General features: G+C 73.2%; 10 protein-coding genes and 1 tRNA gene. 9 read left to right on the top strand and 2 right to left on the bottom strand.

Annotated features, from left to right (window positions below; genetic code table 11):
* From ACIRBY_RS36255 to ACIRBY_RS36235, 5 genes are all read left to right on the top strand, one after another.
* The gene (locus ACIRBY_RS36255) at nucleotides 1–1,644 is read left to right on the top strand and encodes a beta-N-acetylhexosaminidase (protein ID WP_403908880.1); all 1,644 of its coding nucleotides are present in this window, start codon (nucleotides 1–3) and stop codon (nucleotides 1,642–1,644) included.
* A 407-nt stretch (nucleotides 1,645–2,051) separates the two neighbouring features.
* Nucleotides 2,052–2,978 carry an FAD binding domain-containing protein gene (locus tag ACIRBY_RS36250; RefSeq protein ID WP_403908877.1) on the top strand — a complete coding sequence of 309 codons (927 nt, stop codon included), beginning with the start codon at nucleotides 2,052–2,054 and terminating at the stop codon, nucleotides 2,976–2,978.
* The gene (locus tag ACIRBY_RS36245; RefSeq protein WP_403908874.1) at nucleotides 2,975–5,683 is read left to right on the top strand and encodes a (2Fe-2S)-binding protein; all 2,709 of its coding nucleotides are present in this window, start codon (nucleotides 2,975–2,977) and stop codon (nucleotides 5,681–5,683) included. The genes ACIRBY_RS36250 and ACIRBY_RS36245 overlap by 4 nt, the downstream gene beginning before the upstream one ends.
* Nucleotides 5,684–5,739: 56 nt before the next feature.
* A complete protein-coding gene (locus tag ACIRBY_RS36240; protein WP_403908973.1) occupies nucleotides 5,740–8,052 on the top strand; it encodes a xanthine dehydrogenase family protein molybdopterin-binding subunit in 2,313 nt (770 codons plus the stop codon).
* Between the two features lie 85 nt (nucleotides 8,053–8,137).
* Nucleotides 8,138–8,611 carry a hypothetical protein gene (locus ACIRBY_RS36235; RefSeq protein ID WP_403908871.1) on the top strand — a complete coding sequence of 158 codons (474 nt, stop codon included), beginning with the start codon at nucleotides 8,138–8,140 and terminating at the stop codon, nucleotides 8,609–8,611.
* Between the two features lie 22 nt (nucleotides 8,612–8,633).
* Here ACIRBY_RS36235 and ACIRBY_RS36230 read toward each other — a convergent pair whose 3' ends face one another.
* Nucleotides 8,634–8,912: a hypothetical protein gene (locus ACIRBY_RS36230; protein ID WP_403908868.1), complete on the bottom strand. Its 279-nt coding sequence runs from the start codon at nucleotides 8,910–8,912 to the stop codon at nucleotides 8,634–8,636.
* Between the two features lie 1,042 nt (nucleotides 8,913–9,954).
* On the opposite strand from ACIRBY_RS36230, the gene mycP reads away from it, so the two are divergent.
* Genes mycP through ACIRBY_RS36210 form a run of 4 tightly spaced genes read left to right on the top strand, consistent with a single transcriptional unit; the run spans nucleotide 9,955 to nucleotide 14,629 of the window.
* The gene (gene mycP / locus ACIRBY_RS36225) at nucleotides 9,955–11,139 is read left to right on the top strand and encodes a type VII secretion-associated serine protease mycosin (protein WP_403908865.1); all 1,185 of its coding nucleotides are present in this window, start codon (nucleotides 9,955–9,957) and stop codon (nucleotides 11,137–11,139) included.
* Nucleotides 11,140–11,170: 31 nt separating this feature from the next.
* Complete coding sequence (locus ACIRBY_RS36220) at nucleotides 11,171–11,581, top strand: hypothetical protein (protein ID WP_403908862.1); 411 nt, start codon at nucleotides 11,171–11,173, stop codon at nucleotides 11,579–11,581.
* A gap of 16 nt (nucleotides 11,582–11,597) precedes the next feature.
* Nucleotides 11,598–13,946 (top strand): hypothetical protein, encoded by a 2,349-nt coding sequence (locus ACIRBY_RS36215; protein ID WP_403908858.1) that lies wholly within the window; start codon nucleotides 11,598–11,600, stop codon nucleotides 13,944–13,946.
* A gap of 11 nt (nucleotides 13,947–13,957) precedes the next feature.
* Nucleotides 13,958–14,629, top strand: a complete 672-nt coding sequence (locus ACIRBY_RS36210) for a hypothetical protein (protein WP_403908855.1) — start codon at nucleotides 13,958–13,960, stop codon at nucleotides 14,627–14,629.
* Nucleotides 14,630–14,681: 52 nt separating this feature from the next.
* On the opposite strand, the gene ACIRBY_RS36205 is transcribed toward ACIRBY_RS36210, so the two are convergent.
* A tRNA-Cys gene (locus ACIRBY_RS36205) sits at nucleotides 14,682–14,753 on the bottom strand.
* Nucleotides 14,754–14,953: the final 200 nt, after the last annotated feature.

Raw genomic sequence — 14,953 nt, 5'->3', positions numbered from 1 at the left:
ATGGACCTGATCCCCGTACCCCGGACGGCCGTTCCCGACCCGCAGGGCCGCCGCTACGCCTTCGGGCCGGAGCCGCTGCTCGACGTCGGCCCGGGCGCCGAGGGCGTGGCGCGCTGGCTGCGCCGGGAGCTCGGCGCCGCCACCGGATGGGCGCTGCCGCCGGCCGCGGCGGGCGCGCGGGGCGACGTACGGCTGCGGGTGGACCCCGCCGCCGCCCCGGACGGTGCGGGGTCCGAGGCGTACCGGCTGGAGATCGGCGCCGACGGCGTCGAGCTGACCGGCGGGGACGCGGCCGGGCTGTTCTGGGCGGCCCAGACGCTGCGTCAGCTGCTCGGCCCCGACGCGTACCGGCGCGCGCCGCTGCGGCCCGGCCGGACCTGGGACCTGCCGTACGCCCGCATCGCCGACGCCCCGCGCTTCGGCTGGCGCGGGCTGATGCTGGACGTGGCCCGGCACTTCATGCCCAAGGACGGGGTGCTGCGCTACATCGACCTGCTGGCCGCGCACAAGCTCAACGTGCTCCACCTGCACCTGACGGACGACCAGGGCTGGCGCGTCGAGATCCGGCGCCACCCGAACCTCACGCGGACCGGCTCCTGGCGGCCCCGCAGCCGGTGGGGGCACCGGGCGTCCCCGCTGTGGAACGAGACCCCGCACGGCGGCTTCTACAGCCGGGACGACCTCCGCGAGATCGTCGCCTACGCGGCCGAGCGGCACGTGCGGATCGTCCCCGAGATCGACATCCCCGGGCACTCCCAGGCCGCGATCGCCGCCTACCCCTGGCTGGGCAACACGGACGTCGTGGACACCGCCGCCCTGGGCGTGTGGGACGACTGGGGCATCAGCGAGAACGTGCTCGCGCCGACCGAGGAGGTCCTGCGCTTCTACGAGGGGGTCTTCGAGGAGCTGCTGGAGCTGTTCCCGCCCGAGGTCTCGCCGTTCGTGCACGTGGGCGGCGACGAGTGCCCGAAGGCGCAGTGGCGGGCCTCGGCGGCGGCGCAGGCGCGCATCCGGGAGCTGGGCGTGGACGGGGAGGACGGCCTCCAGTCGTGGTTCGTCCGGCACTTCGACCGCTGGCTCGCCGACCGGGGCCGCCGGCTCATCGGCTGGGACGAGATCCTGGAGGGCGGGCTCGCGGACGGCGCGGCCGTCTCCTCCTGGCGCGGCTACGCGGGCGGGACCGCCGCCGCCGAGGCCGGGCACGACGTGGTGATGTGCCCCGAGCAGCACGTGTACCTGGACCACCGTCAGGCGGACGGCCCCGACGAGCCGGTGCCCATCGGGTACGTGCGCACGCTGGAGGACGTCTACCGCTTCGAGCCGGTGCCGCCGAAGCTGTCGCCGGAGGCCGCCGCGCACGTGATGGGAGCCCAGGCCAACGTGTGGACCGAGGTGATGGAGTACCAGGGGCGGGTCGACTACCAGGTGTTCCCCCGGCTGGCGGCCTTCGCGGAGGTGGTGTGGTCGAGGCTGCCCGAACCGGAATCCCGGGACTGGGCCGGCTTCGAGGCGCGCGAGCGGGCCCACCGGGCGCGTCTGGACGCCCTCGGGGTCGAGTACCGGCCACCGGGAGGACCGCTGCCGTGGCAGCGGCGCCCGGGGGTGCGGGGGCGCCCGGCCGAGGGCGCGCCTCCGATCGTGTGACCCGGGCGCACGGGGGTGCGTGCGCACCCGCCCGCGCCTCGGGCGACCGGAAGCGGAACTCTTCGGAAACCTTTGGAACTGTCGCTCGAACATGGCCGATACGGGGGAAAACGGGCGTTCGGGCCGAGGTCGTACGAAGGCGCCGGGAACGGGTTCCGGCCGGTGCCGGGCGGAGTGCGCCGGGGGCTCGGACGGGGTGTGACGGGCGTGAACCGAGGGCGTACGGGAGGTGGACCGGCCGCACCGCCGCCGGGCCCGCGCCCCGCCGGACCGGTGGTGCGCGGGAGACCCTCGCGCCGGGCGCTCCCGAAGATGTGCCAGAGTTGCCACGTCCCGGCGGTGAGCACGTACCGTACGGCGGACAGGCGTGAGCGCCAGGACCGGGACATCGGGAAGGGGCAGCTGGGTTGACCACGCACGCACCGCACACACCGCATTCGGCTCAGGGGCCGCACACCCCGCACGCGTCGCCGGGGCAGGCGGCGCAGTCCGTGATGCTGCCGGCCTCGCTCGACGAGGCCGTCGCGGCGCTCGCCGCCATGCCCGCGGCCGTCCCGGTGGCCGGCGGCACCGACCTCATGGCCGCCGTCAACGCCGGACTGCTGCGGCCCGCCGCGCTGGTGGGCCTCGGGCGCATCAGCGAGATCCGCGGCTGGCAGTACCAGGACGGGCACGCGCTGCTCGGCGCCGGTCTGACGCACGCCCGGATGGGGCGGCCGGATTTCGCCGCTCTGATCCCGGCGCTGGCCGCGGCCGCGCGGGCGGCCGGCCCGCCGCAGATCCGCAACGCCGGCACCCTGGGCGGCAACATCGCGACGGCCGCGCCGACCGGTGACGCGCTGCCCGTGCTGGCCGCGCTGGAGGCGGTGCTGGTCATCGTCGGCCCCGGCGGCTCGCAGCGCGAGATCCCCGTCTCCCACCTGCTGGCCGGGCGGGACATGCTGCGGCCGGGCGAGCTGATCGGCTTCGTCCGGGTGCCGCTGCTGCACGCGCCGCAGGTCTTCCTGAAGGCCACGGGGCGTACCGGGCCGGGGCGGGCGGTGGCGTCCGTGGGGCTCGTGCTGGATCCCGCGCGCCGGGGCGTGCGGTGCGCGATCGGCGCGGTGGCCCCGATGCCGCTGCGGCCGCTGGAGGCCGAGCAGTGGGTGGCCTCGCTGATCGACTGGGACGGGGACCGGAGCCTGGCCCCGGAGGCCCTGGAGGCCTTCGGCGAGTACGTCGCGGCGGCGTGCGTGCCCGACCAGGGGCAGCAGGTCTCCGCCGGAGTACTGCATCTGCGGCGGACCGTCGCCGTGCTGGCGCGCAGGGCCCTGGGGAGGGCGCTGACCTCATGAGTGAGAACGAGAACGTGAGCGGAACGACCGGGGACACGGGGAACACGGGGAACGGCGGCGCCGCGGGGGCCGGCTGGGGCTGGGAGCCGGTACCGCACGGGGGCGACTACGACTCCGACGCGACCGCCTTCGTACAGCTGCCGCAGGACATGCTGGACGCGCTCGACACCGGCGAGCCCCTGGCGGCGCCCGGGCACGGGTTCGTGCCGCCGCCGATGATCATGCCGCTGGGTTCGTCCGGCAGTACGGACCCCAGCGCCACCGGGACCTGGACGATGCCGGCCCAGTGGCCCGAGGCGGGCGGGGCGCCCGCGCAGGCCCCCGGCGCGGCCGCGCCGGCCCGCGCGCCGATCCCGGCCTCCATCCCGCTCCCGGCGTCGGTGGCGGCCGCCTTCGCGGCGGCCGAGCCGGAGGCGCAGGCGGAGTTCCACGGCGGCGCCCAGCCCGACGCCGCCCACACGGGCGTGCAGCCGAGCCCCCACCTGGCCTCCCACGCGGGCGCCCACGGGGCCGCGCAGCACGCCGAGCAGCACGCCGAGCCGCACCTGCGGCAGTACGCCGACCCGCAGGCCGAACCGGACCCGGGGGCGACGGCCGAGTGGCAGTTCCCGGACGCGCTGCACCGGGACGAGGACCCCGCGGCCACCGGGCACTGGACGCTCCCGGCCGACCTGACCGGCGCCGGGGACCCGGCCGGCGGGGCGGCCGGGGCCGGGGCCGCCGACATGGCCGGCGGGACCGGCGAGTTCCAGGTCGGCGCCCTGGACGCCGGCTGGGGCCAGGCCCCCGTGACCCTGCCGGGCGGGGCCGCGGCCCCCTGGGCGGCGCCCGGGGCGCCGGCCGGGCCGGGTACGGACCCTGCGGCGGCGCCCGAGGCGCTGCTGAGCTCCGGCGTACTGCCGGGCAGCGGTGCCCCGGGGGCGCACGGGCCGGCGGGACGCGGCCCGAGGGTGCTCGGCGGTCCCGGTGTCGGGACCCCGCTGCCGGAGGGCCACCCCCAGGCCGGGCCGGAGCCCGAGACCGTCCTGGAGGCCGCCCCGGACATCGAGGCCTCCCACGGCCACGGCCCGGCGCAGCCGCCGGCCGGCGACGAGCGGCCGCGCCCGGCGGAGGCCGAGGACGCCGACACCGCACCGGAGGCGGGGGCCGCCCCGGTCCCGGTCCCGGACGGAGCGCACGGGCACGGCTTCGCGGAGGAGCCCGCCGCGGCCTCCGCCGAAGCGGAGGCCGCGCCCGCGCCGGACGGGGACGCCGCTGAAGCCGCCGACGCCGCTGAAGCCGCCGACGCCGCCGACGGCGCCGTGGCGGCACCGGCCGCGTACGACACCGGGGAGTTCCCGCTCGGGGAGGCGGCGTACGAGGAGGAGCGGCACCCCGCCGTCGCCCACCACGAGCACCCGGCGGCTTCGTACGTCCTGCGCGTCAACGGCGCCGACCGGCCCGTCACCGGCGCCTGGATCGGCGAGTCCCTGCTCTACGTGCTGCGCGAGCGGCTGGGCCTGGCCGGCGCCAAGGACGGCTGCTCGCAGGGCGAGTGCGGGGCCTGCGCGGTCCAGGTCGACGGGCGGCTCGTGGCCTCCTGCCTGGTCCCGGCGGCGACGGCGGCCGGGTCCGAGGTCCGCACGGTCGAGGGCCTGGCCACGGACGGGGAACTCTCGGACGTACAGCAGGCGTTGTGCAGGTCGGGCGGGGTGCAGTGCGGGTTCTGCGTGCCCGGCATGGCCATGACCATCCATGACCTGCTGGAGGGCAACCACGCCCCCAGCGAGCTGGAGACCCGGCAGGCGCTGTGCGGCAACCTCTGCCGCTGCTCGGGCTACAAGGGCGTGGTCGAGGCGGTCCGCGAGGTCATCGCGGAGCGCGAGGCCGCCGCGGCGCAGACGGCCGAGGCCCCCGCGGAGCCGCTCATCCCGCACCAGGCGCAGCCGGGCGAGGGCGGCGTACACGCCTTCGACGCGCCGGCTCCGGGCCCGCACGGCACGTTCGGCGGCAACGGCTTCGACGCCTCCGGCGCGTTCGCCGCGGCGGCCCCCGGCCCGAACGGCACCCTGGGCGGCAACGGCTTCGAGGCGTCCGGCGCCTTCGACACCTCCGGTGCGTTCGACACCTCCGGCGCGTTCGACGCGGCGGCGCCCGGGCCCAACGGGACCCTGGGGGGCAACGGCTTCGAGGCGTCCGGCGCCTTCGACGCCTTCGACGCCTCCGGTGCGTTCGCCGCGGCGGCCCCCGGCCCGAACGGCACCCTGGGCGGCAACGGCTTCGACGCCACCGGCGCGGTCGACGGGGCTGCCGGGATGCCGATGGCCGACGGGACCGCCGCGGCCCACGGGTTCGACGGGTTCGCCGCGACCGGAGCGTCCGGCGCGACCGCTCCTGGCGCGCCCGGGTTCGACGGGACCAGCGGGGCCCACGGGTTCGAGGCGGCCAACGGGGTCAACGGGTTCGAGGCGGCCAACGGGTACGACGGGAACAACGGGAACAACGGGACCAACGGGACGAACGGGTTCGACGGTGTCCACGGGTTCGACGCGTTCGGCGGCACCGGCGGGACCGCCCCGGGCGCGCACGGTTTCGACGGCACTCCCGGCACCGGCGGCTTCGACGTGAACACCGGCCATGCCGGCCCCGGCGGCTTCGACGGCCCCACCGGCCCCGGCGGCTTCGACGGCACCAACGGGATCCACCACAACGGAGGCATGGCGTGAGCGGGCAGGACGCGGCCACGGCGACGACCACGACCACGACCACGACCACCATGACCATGGCGACGATCAACGTCGGCGCCGACGGCGACGGTGACGGCGGCGGCGAGCAGCAGCGCCCCGCGCGCGGAATCGGAGCCTCCGTCCCCTCGGCGGACACCCGCGCCAAGACCGAGGGCACCTTCCCCTACGCCGCCGACCTGTGGGCCGAAGGCCTGCTGTGGGCCGCTGTGCTGCGCTCCCCGCACGCCCACGCCCGCATCCGCTCCATCGACACCTCGGCCGCCGCCGAGATGCCCGGCGTACGCGCCGTCATCACCCACGCCGACGTCCCCGGCGCCACCACCCACGGCCGCCGCATCGCCGACCGTCCGGTCTTCGCCCACGACGTCGTACGCCACCACGGCGAGCCCATCGCCGCCGTCGCCGCCGACCACCCCGACACGGCCCGCCTCGCGGCCGCGGCCATCGCCGTCGAGTACGAGCTCCTCGACGCCGTCACCGACCCCGAGCAGGCCTTCGGCGCCGCCCCCCTCCACCCGGACGGCAACCTGATCCGGCACATCCCGCTGCGCTACGGCGACCCGGAGGCGACCGGCGAGGTCGTCGTCGAGGGCCTCTACCGCATCGGCCGCCAGGACCCGGCCCCCATCGGGGCCGAGGCCGGCCTCGCCGTGCCCCGTCCCGACGGCGGCGTCGAGCTCTACACCGCCTCCACCGACCCGCACACCGACCGCGACCTCGCCGCCGCCTGCTTCGGCCTCGACCCGGACCGCGTCCGCGTCGTCGTCACCGGGGTGCCCGGCGCGACGGCCGACCGCGAGGACCCCGCCTTCCAGCTCCCGCTCGGCCTCCTCGCCCTGCGCACGGGCTGCCCGGTCAAGCTGGCCGCCACCCGCGAGGAGTCCTTCCTCGGCCACGCCCACCGTCACCCGACCCTGCTGCGCTACCGCCACCACGCGGACGCCGAGGGCCGGCTGGTCAAGGTCGAGGCGCAGATCCTGATGGACGCGGGCGCCTACGCCGACGCCTCCGCCGAGTCCCTCGCGGCGGCCGTGGCCTTCGCGTGCGGCCCGTACGTCGTCCCGCACGCCTTCGTGGAGGGCTGGGCGGTCCGTACGAACAACCCCCCCTCGGGCCACGTCCGGGGCGAGGGCGCCATGCAGGTCTGCGCGGCCTACGAGGGCCAGATGGACAAGCTCGCGGCCGCCCTCGGCATCGACGGCGCGGAGCTGCGCCTGCGCAACGTCCTCGCCACCGGCGACCTGCTCCCCACCGGCCAGACGGTCACCTGCCCGGCGCCGGTGGCCGAACTCCTGCGCGCCGTACGCGACTTCCCGCTGCCCTCCCTCCCGAAGGACTCCCCGGAGGAGGACTGGCTGCTGCCCGGCGGCCCCGAGGGCGCGGGCGAGCCCGGTGCGGTGCGGCGCGGGGTCGGGTACGGCGTGGGCATGGTCCACATGCTCGGCGCCGAGGGCGCCGACGAGGTGTCCACCGCCACCGTGAAGGTGGTGGGCGGCACCGCCACCGTCATCTGCGCGGCCGTCGACACCGGCCAGGGCTTCGCCACGCTCGCGCGGCAGATCGTCCAGGAGGTGCTGGGCGTCGACGAGGTGGCCACCGCCCCCGTCGACACCGACCAGCCGCCGGCCGGTCCTTCCGCCCACGGCCGCCACACCTGGGTCTCGGGCGGGGCCGTCGAACGGGCCGCGAAGATGGTCCGCACCCAGCTGCTCCAGCCGATGGCCCACAAGCTCGGCATGTCGACCGAACTCCTCCAGATCGCCGACGGCCGGATCACCTCGTACGACGGCGCCTTCTCCATGCCGGTCACGGAGGCCATACAGGGCAAGGAGCTCTGGGCCACGGCCCAGTGCCGCCCGCACCCGACGGAGCCGCTCGACGACCACGGCCAGGGCGACGCCTTCGTGGGCCTGGCCTTCTGTGCGATCCGCGCGGTGGTCGACGTGGACATCGAGCTGGGCACGGTCCGGGTGGTGGAGCTGGCCGTCGCGCAGGACGTGGGCCGCATCCTCAACCCCCGCCAGCTGGAGGCCCGTATCGAGGCGGGCGTCACCCAGGGCGTGGGCGCGGCCCTGACGGAGAACCTCCGCTCGGTCGCCGGCCTCGTCCGCCACCCCGACCTGACGGGCTACGCCCTGCCGACCTCCCTGGACGCCCCCGCGGTGCGGATCGTCCGGCTGGTGGAGGAGCGGGACGTGGTGGCCCCGTTCGGCGCGAAGGCCGCGAGCGCGGTCCCGGTGGTGACGACCCCGGCGGCGGTGGCCTCGGCGGTGCGCGCGGCGACGGGGCGGCCGGTCAACAGGATCCCGATCCGTCCCTCGGCGGCGGTCGCGGCCCCCACCTCCTAGGACTACTCCCCGCACCCACCCCGTCACCGACCGTTAGAATGCCGGAAGGTGCACACACGCACGCGTGCGGACGGGGGAGAACGTCGTGGCAGCGGACAATGCCGGTGTCGCCGGGGGAGTGGCGGACGCGCTGAGGCTCCAGGCGAGGGCGCTGGAGGTCGAGTACGAGTCGCTGACCGCCTGCAAGAACCGGGTCGACGCCCTGCTGAGGACCCTGGGCGGCTCGGAGGCGGACCACCGCAGACTCGCCCACGGCACCCTCCCCGCCGGCGCCCTCGGCAGGGGCTTCGCGGAGGCGGAGGCGCTGTCCAGGGCCTACGGCACGGTGCACGGCCGACTCCAGCAGCTGTCGCAGGGGCTGGCGGGCCAGATCGAGGCGCTGGGCATCGCGATCCTGACGGCGGGCAAGGGCTACGGGGGAGTGGACGAGGAGACCCGGGCGAGGATGCGGGCCCTCATCGGCCGCTCCAAGCAGGACTACGTCCCGGACCGCGACCCGTTGGCACGACAGGCCCCCTCGCCCGTGCCGTCACCGAGCACGTCGAAGGGCGTGATCTGATGCCGGCGACGGACTTCGAGGGCTACTCGCACGAACAGCTGCTCGCGATGATCGCCTCCCTCGACCCGGAGGCGGTCAGGGCGCGCGCCGCACAGCTGACGAAGGCGGCGAAGGCGATCGACGAGATCGGCGAGAGCCTCAAGAGGCACCGGGTGACGGGCTGGGAGGGCGAGGCCGCCCACGCCTTCCAGGACTGGGTGAGCCGCGCGGGCAGCGCGACGCTGCTGCTGGGCCGGTACGGCGAGGCGGCGGGCCGGTGGATGACGCACGCGGCCCAGACGATGGTGGAGGTCAGGGCCAACACCCCGGCCTACGACACGCAAGCGGCCGCAACCCTGGACGCAACCCGCCACCACCCCAACGACCCGGACGCCACCCCCCTCGCCCACACGGCCCACGCAAAACTAACCGCGGACCGGCACCAGGCGGTACAACAACTAACAAAGCTGGCCCAGTCCTACGACACATCAACAACCCAACTGGAACGCACCCAAATCCCAACGTTCCCGCCACCGCCGGGAGTGTTTGAGCCTGGAGAGGAGCGGTATGGCGGGACCTATATTGATCGTCCCGGGCTAGGAACCTCAGGGGGGCCGAGTTATGCGGCGACTGCACCTGGGGGTGCATGGCACCATCCCGGAGGCTCAGTCGTCGGCCCACTTCAAGGCGGTAGCTCCCTGTCTCCGCCAAGTGGTGCCGAATCCATGCATTCTCTGGTGATGCCGGACCGTGGTGTGGGCGCGAACCTTGATCACGTCGCCAGACTTCCAGTCAAAGGCTCAGACGCGACTCCCGATACGCCCATCGGGGTCGGGCCGGGCAGTTCGGGTGGGAACTCTCCCAGCGGGGCGTTCCCGCCGCCCCTTCCATCAGTTGGTACGCCGACGGTTCCGGGTGGATCGCAGCCCGCAACGAGGTTTCCCGCTGGGATCGGTGGCAAGACGGTCCCGGTTTTGCCGCCACGCGATAGCGGGATCGTGGGCGGCGCACCGATCGCCGCGAGAAAGCCCAGAGGCAATGTTCCGTGCGGCATTGTCATCGGTGAAGAAGGGCCCCGCGCAGGCGCTAGTCGTGTGATGCCCGGAGTGATGGGTGGCAGTTTCGGCGGCAGCCAGGCCGCTAGCGGCCAGTCGTTCACGCAGGGTGGCTCCGGCCTTGTGCGCAATGCGCCAGGCATCAGTCCAGTGGGCCATGGGGGTGCAGTCTCCTCGCCTGCGGGCAGGGGGCGCGGCAGCCGGCGAGGCGAGCGCCCTGACTACGTCACCGAGGACGAGGGGACTTGGCAGAGCAGTCGTCGTATTGTGCCGCCGGTGATCGACTGAGTGGAACGGACATTGCCCTGGATGCGAATGCGGAAGGCGACCTCGCTCGTGGTGGCCTTACTTCTGTCTGGGATCGCTGTCGCTACGGCGCATGCGGAGAACGTCCGGGACAGGCAGTGGCATCTCGATGCAATGAAGGCTGAAGGCATCTGGAAGACCGGCACTGGCGAGGGCGTCATTGTTGCCGTGATTGACACCGGTGTTGCCCGGATCCCTGAGCTTGAGGGGCAGGTTCTGCCCGGAAGGGACTTTGCGGCAGGTCGGGATGGGTATGAGGGGAACGAGCGCGATGACTACAGCAATCACGGCACAGGCATCGCGGCGATGATTGCCGGTTCTGGCGTGCATCCGAGCGGTGGTGGTGCCTATGGGCTGGCGCCGGGAGCGATGATCCTCCCGATTCGTGTGCCTCAGGAGATGAGCGCATCTACTCCATCTTGGGTTTCCGCCATCCGGTATGCCGCAGATTCGGAAGCGAAAGTCATCAATATTTCCTTGGGGAAAGCTGGGGCGGTCGAGGATGACCGGGCTCGGGCTGAGGCTGTCAAGTATGCGATCTTGAAAGGGAAGTTGATTTTTGCAGCCGTGGGAAATGATGGAGGTACGGTCAACTGGGTCGAATATCCGGCTGCAACGCCCGGGGTCGTCGGCGTGGCAGCCGTGAGCAAAGATGGTGCCGCTACCAAAGAATCGCAGCACGGACCGCAGGTTGATATGGCTGCACCCGGTATGGACATTGTCACGGCCTGTGCAGGTGGGACGGGGCTCTGCACAAGCCACGGCACCAGCGACGCCACAGCCCTGGCATCGGCCTCCGCCGCCCTCCTCTGGTCCGTCCACCCCACCTGGACGAACAACCAGATCCTCCGCGTCCTCCTGAACACCGCCGGCAAGCCCGTGGACGGCGCCGAGCGCAACGACTACGTCGGCTACGGAGTGGTCCGCCCCCGCATCGCCCTCCCCACCCCCGGCGACCCCGGCCCGCCGGACGTGTACCCGCTGCCGGATCTCGCCGCCGCGGCAGCCGGGGACGCTCCCGTTCCCTCGACCGGGGGAAAGACCACCCCGCCACGGGCGCCACAGGCCGCCCCTGCGGTAGACAAGGGCGACGGCGGCACCCCACCCTGGCTGGCCCTCGGACTCGGGGCCTGCGTCCTCATCGGCGGAGCCGTCACCGCAGTCGTCGTCCGCAGGGCAAGACGCTGACCTGAACCGGCACGGGAGTGGAGCGCACGGGATGTCCTTCGACGAGGAATGGGCCGCCGCACGCGCCACCGCCACGGCCAACGCCTCCCTCCGCCTCGACCACACCGGCGGAGCCACCGGCAGCGACCTCGCCCTCAACCAGGACCACATCGGCGCCGTCGGCAGCGAGGCCCACCGCCTCCACTCCCGCCTCCAGACCGACGGCCGGCACGCCGCCACCGCCTCCGCCGAAGCCGCCGGCGCCCTCTCCCGGGAGGGCTTCGCCAGCGGGTCCGCCCTCGCCAAGGCGAACAGCCGCTGGGAGAGCCAGGTCAAGACCCTCGTCGCCGCCTGCGCCCAGATCTCCAACGGCCTGAACTACTCCCTCTCCTCCCACGCCAAGGAAGAGCAGCAGCTCTACGCCGAGTTCACCTCGTCCAAGATCGAGCAGTACCTCACGTAGGAAAGGCCGCGCGGCCGTGCTGACGTACGAGAACGTCCTGAACGCCCCGATCGACAAACTCGCCACCGCCGTCCGCGACTGGCACGTGCTGGCTGCCAAGCTGGACGAGCTGGCCGAGGCCGCCCGCAACGGCATGAAGGCCAAGTCCGACAAGGCCGAGTGGAGCGGCGTCACGGCGGGCGTGGCACGGCCGTTCGTCGACCGGACGGCCAAGGAGTTCGGGGACGCCGCCAAGGAGGCCAAGGGCATCCACCAGGCCCTCGCACAGGGCCACGACACCTTCAGGTCCTCCCGCGAGCGCCTGAGGAGGATCAGCGAGGAGGAGGCGCCCGCCGCCGGCTTCCGGGTCGACGCCCGGGGGAAGGTGGAGCCGCTGCCCCTCCCCACCGAAGCGGACCGCGAGGCGGCCCGCCACGACCCGGACTACCAGGAGTCCCTCCGCGTCAACCGCCCCCTGTGGCAGGCCAAGGTGGACGCCGCCATCGACGCCTGCGAGGACGTCGACCGGTCCCTCGCCCGCCTCCTCGCCGCGAACGTGGCCAAGGACCACGATTTCGCCGCCCCGAAGTACGCCGGCCTCACCGCCGAACAGGCCGGCCGCGCCACCGACCTCGCGAGGAAGGGCCGCGCCCTCTCGCACGCCGAGCTGGTGGAACTCAACGAACTGCTGGCCGACAACGCCAGGGTCCCGGAGTTCTCCACCGCCTTCTACCGGAACCTCGGCCCCGAGGGCGCCCTCCAGTTCTTCGGGACCATGGCGACCGACACGTACGAGTACGGCAAGCTCGACGAGCAGCGGCTGAAGGACGTCCGGGAACTCCAGCGGAACCTGGGCTTCAACCTGGCCACCGCCACCCGCTCCAGCACCGAGCCGCACCTGCCCGACAGCTACGCGCAGGAGCTGCGCAGGCTCGGCACCCAGCAGATCCCCCTGGCCCGGAACGACCAGAACCCCCCGTACGGCTACCAGCTGCTCGGCGGGATCATGCGCTACGGGAACTACGACCCGAAGTTCCTGGTCCCGATCGCCGAACACGCGACGCAGATCCACGCGAAGGACCCGGACTTCTTCGGCGGCACCCGCCAGCTCAACGGCTACGGCAGGAACATGCTGAACCCGTCGGGCATCAACGGCGCGGGCTACGACCCGGTGGTCAGCTTCCTGGAGGCGCTGGGACACAGCCCGGAGGCATCGGCACAGTTCTTCGACCCGTCGCGGGGGCCGCACGCCTACAACGCCGACGGGACGGAGAAGGCAGGCGTCGCGGACCTCGGGAAGGACGCCAAGGGGCAGCCGGTCAAGAGCTACCTCGACTTCTTCGCCAGCGAGCAGTACCACTCCACCATCGACATGGAGGGCATGAACCCGGACGACCTGGCGAAGGTCGACAAGTACATGCCCGACGCGCTGGGCCACGCCCTGGAGGCGGCGACCCTCGGCCACGCCTGGGACGACCCCAAGCCGGAGCTCCACCGGACCGAGGAGGGGGCAAGGGTCATGCAGGCGGCAGCGCTGAAGTACGGGGGCGATGCCGGGCTGCTCAAGCACCAGGAGGTCCTTGCGGACAGCCTGGGACACATGACCGCCGGATATATCGACGATATCAACCAAGCGTTGAACGGGGACGGAAAACAAAGCGTCTTCGCCCCGGTGCCAGGCGACACGCAAGCACACGCGGAGTTCGCGCGCGACGGAGCCCGCGACCTGCTCGCCGCCCTGGGGCAGCACCCTGATGCCTATGCCACCGTCTCCGCCGCCGAACGTGTCTACTCTGCGAGCGTCCTGGAGGGCCGGGCGGTGCACGACGGCACGATCGACGAGGGAAGGGCCCGCGCGACGATCCGTACCAGCGCCGAGGTGCAGGGCATCCTCGACGAGTCCCGGGCGGGACAGGTCAGGGAGGTCGGCGAGAAGAAGCACGAGGTGTACGAGAAGGCTCACGAGCAGAGCTCCGCCTGGGCCGAGTTCGGCACCACGGCCGCCATCGCGGCCGGTGTGGCCTTCCTGCCCGCCACGGCCGCAGCGGCCGGAGCGGCGGCCGTCGTCGTCCCCTTGGCCGTGGATACGGGTACCGGCCTCGTGGAGCAGGCGGCAGGGCAGGTCATCGGCGAGTGGTCGGACGAGGCCAAGGAGGAGCACAAGGACAAGATCGGCGGTGCTACGCACGATGCCAACAAGGCGATGTTCCGAGCCGGTGAGCACAGTGCCGAGGCACCGATGAAGGCATTCAGGGCGCGCCATTGCATCGACCCGAACAGCACCTTCGGCAACGACTTCGAGGAGTCGATGCGCATCGGCTACGCCAGGGGCAACTCCATTGCCCAGCAGCAGGGCCACGAGGCGCAGACGAAGGACGTCAGTTGAACCGTGCTCGGGTGGGCCTACCGCTGGCGGGGTTGGCGATGCTCGGTACGGCAGGAGCGGGCTGTTCTTCCGGCGGCCCGGAACCGGCGACGCAGGCCGCCGAGCCGCCACGGCTTTCCGTCGGCCAGGTCTGCCCTGGGCTCTTCCCCGCCGACGGCGGGAAGGCGCTGGAAAGGGTCCTCGAATCCGCTACGTTCCTGCTCCGGGACGAGACAAGGAATCCAGACGTCCGGGCTGTCGCCCAGGCGATGAAGGATGCCTATCGGTCCGGCGGGAAGATCCGTGAGATGCCCCAGGCGACCTGCGAGATCGCGGCGCAGCCGGTCCCATTTCGTCTGGCGACGGCCCTAATCAGGTTCACGGCTTACAGCAAGCACGCCGGGGACTCGTCCGACTTTCCGGGGGCGAGTGATCAGGGCGTGCAGGTCTCCACCCGTCAACGCAAGGTCGTCCACCTCGAATACGACTGCGTCAGCCCCCGCGTCGGCTCCACGCAGAACGTTCCCCTGCGGATCAGGATCCTGTTCCACGAACAATGGGACGCCAGCAAAGGCGAGACCGTCCTCCGCCCCGACTACCTCGCCATCGCCCACTCCGCAGCCCTCGCCGTGGCCAAGGAGCTGCGGTGCGTGGATGACGGCGGGCTCCCCGCACGCGCCGAGGACCTGCCGGCCGCCGACTGAAAGGCGAGGGCCGCCCGGGGAAGATCCCCCGGGCGGCCCTCGCGCCTCGCTGAGGCCGTGACCGGAATCGAACCGGCGTAACTCGCTTTGCAGGCGAGTCCCTCAACCACTCGGGCACACGGCCTTGGTGCTGCGCTGGGCAAGAACGTACGGGTGTCCGGGCGCCCCGGGAAGGCGTGCGGCGGGGATGCAACGGGACTGCCATGCGCCGTTCACAAGGGCCATCGGACCTAGTGATCCGGTTCGGAGATCCTGTCGCAGTAGCGGCAGATGCGGTCGAGGATCTGGTCGGCGGTCTTGGCCCACTTGAAGGGCCGGGCTTCG

Origin of the sequence: Streptomyces sp. NPDC096136 (assembly GCF_044763325.1) — a bacterium.
Taxonomy (GTDB): Bacteria; Actinomycetota; Actinomycetes; order Streptomycetales; family Streptomycetaceae; genus Streptomyces.
The sequence above is the reverse complement of the archived record's forward strand: the minus strand, read 5'-3'. Positions and strand labels throughout refer to the sequence as shown.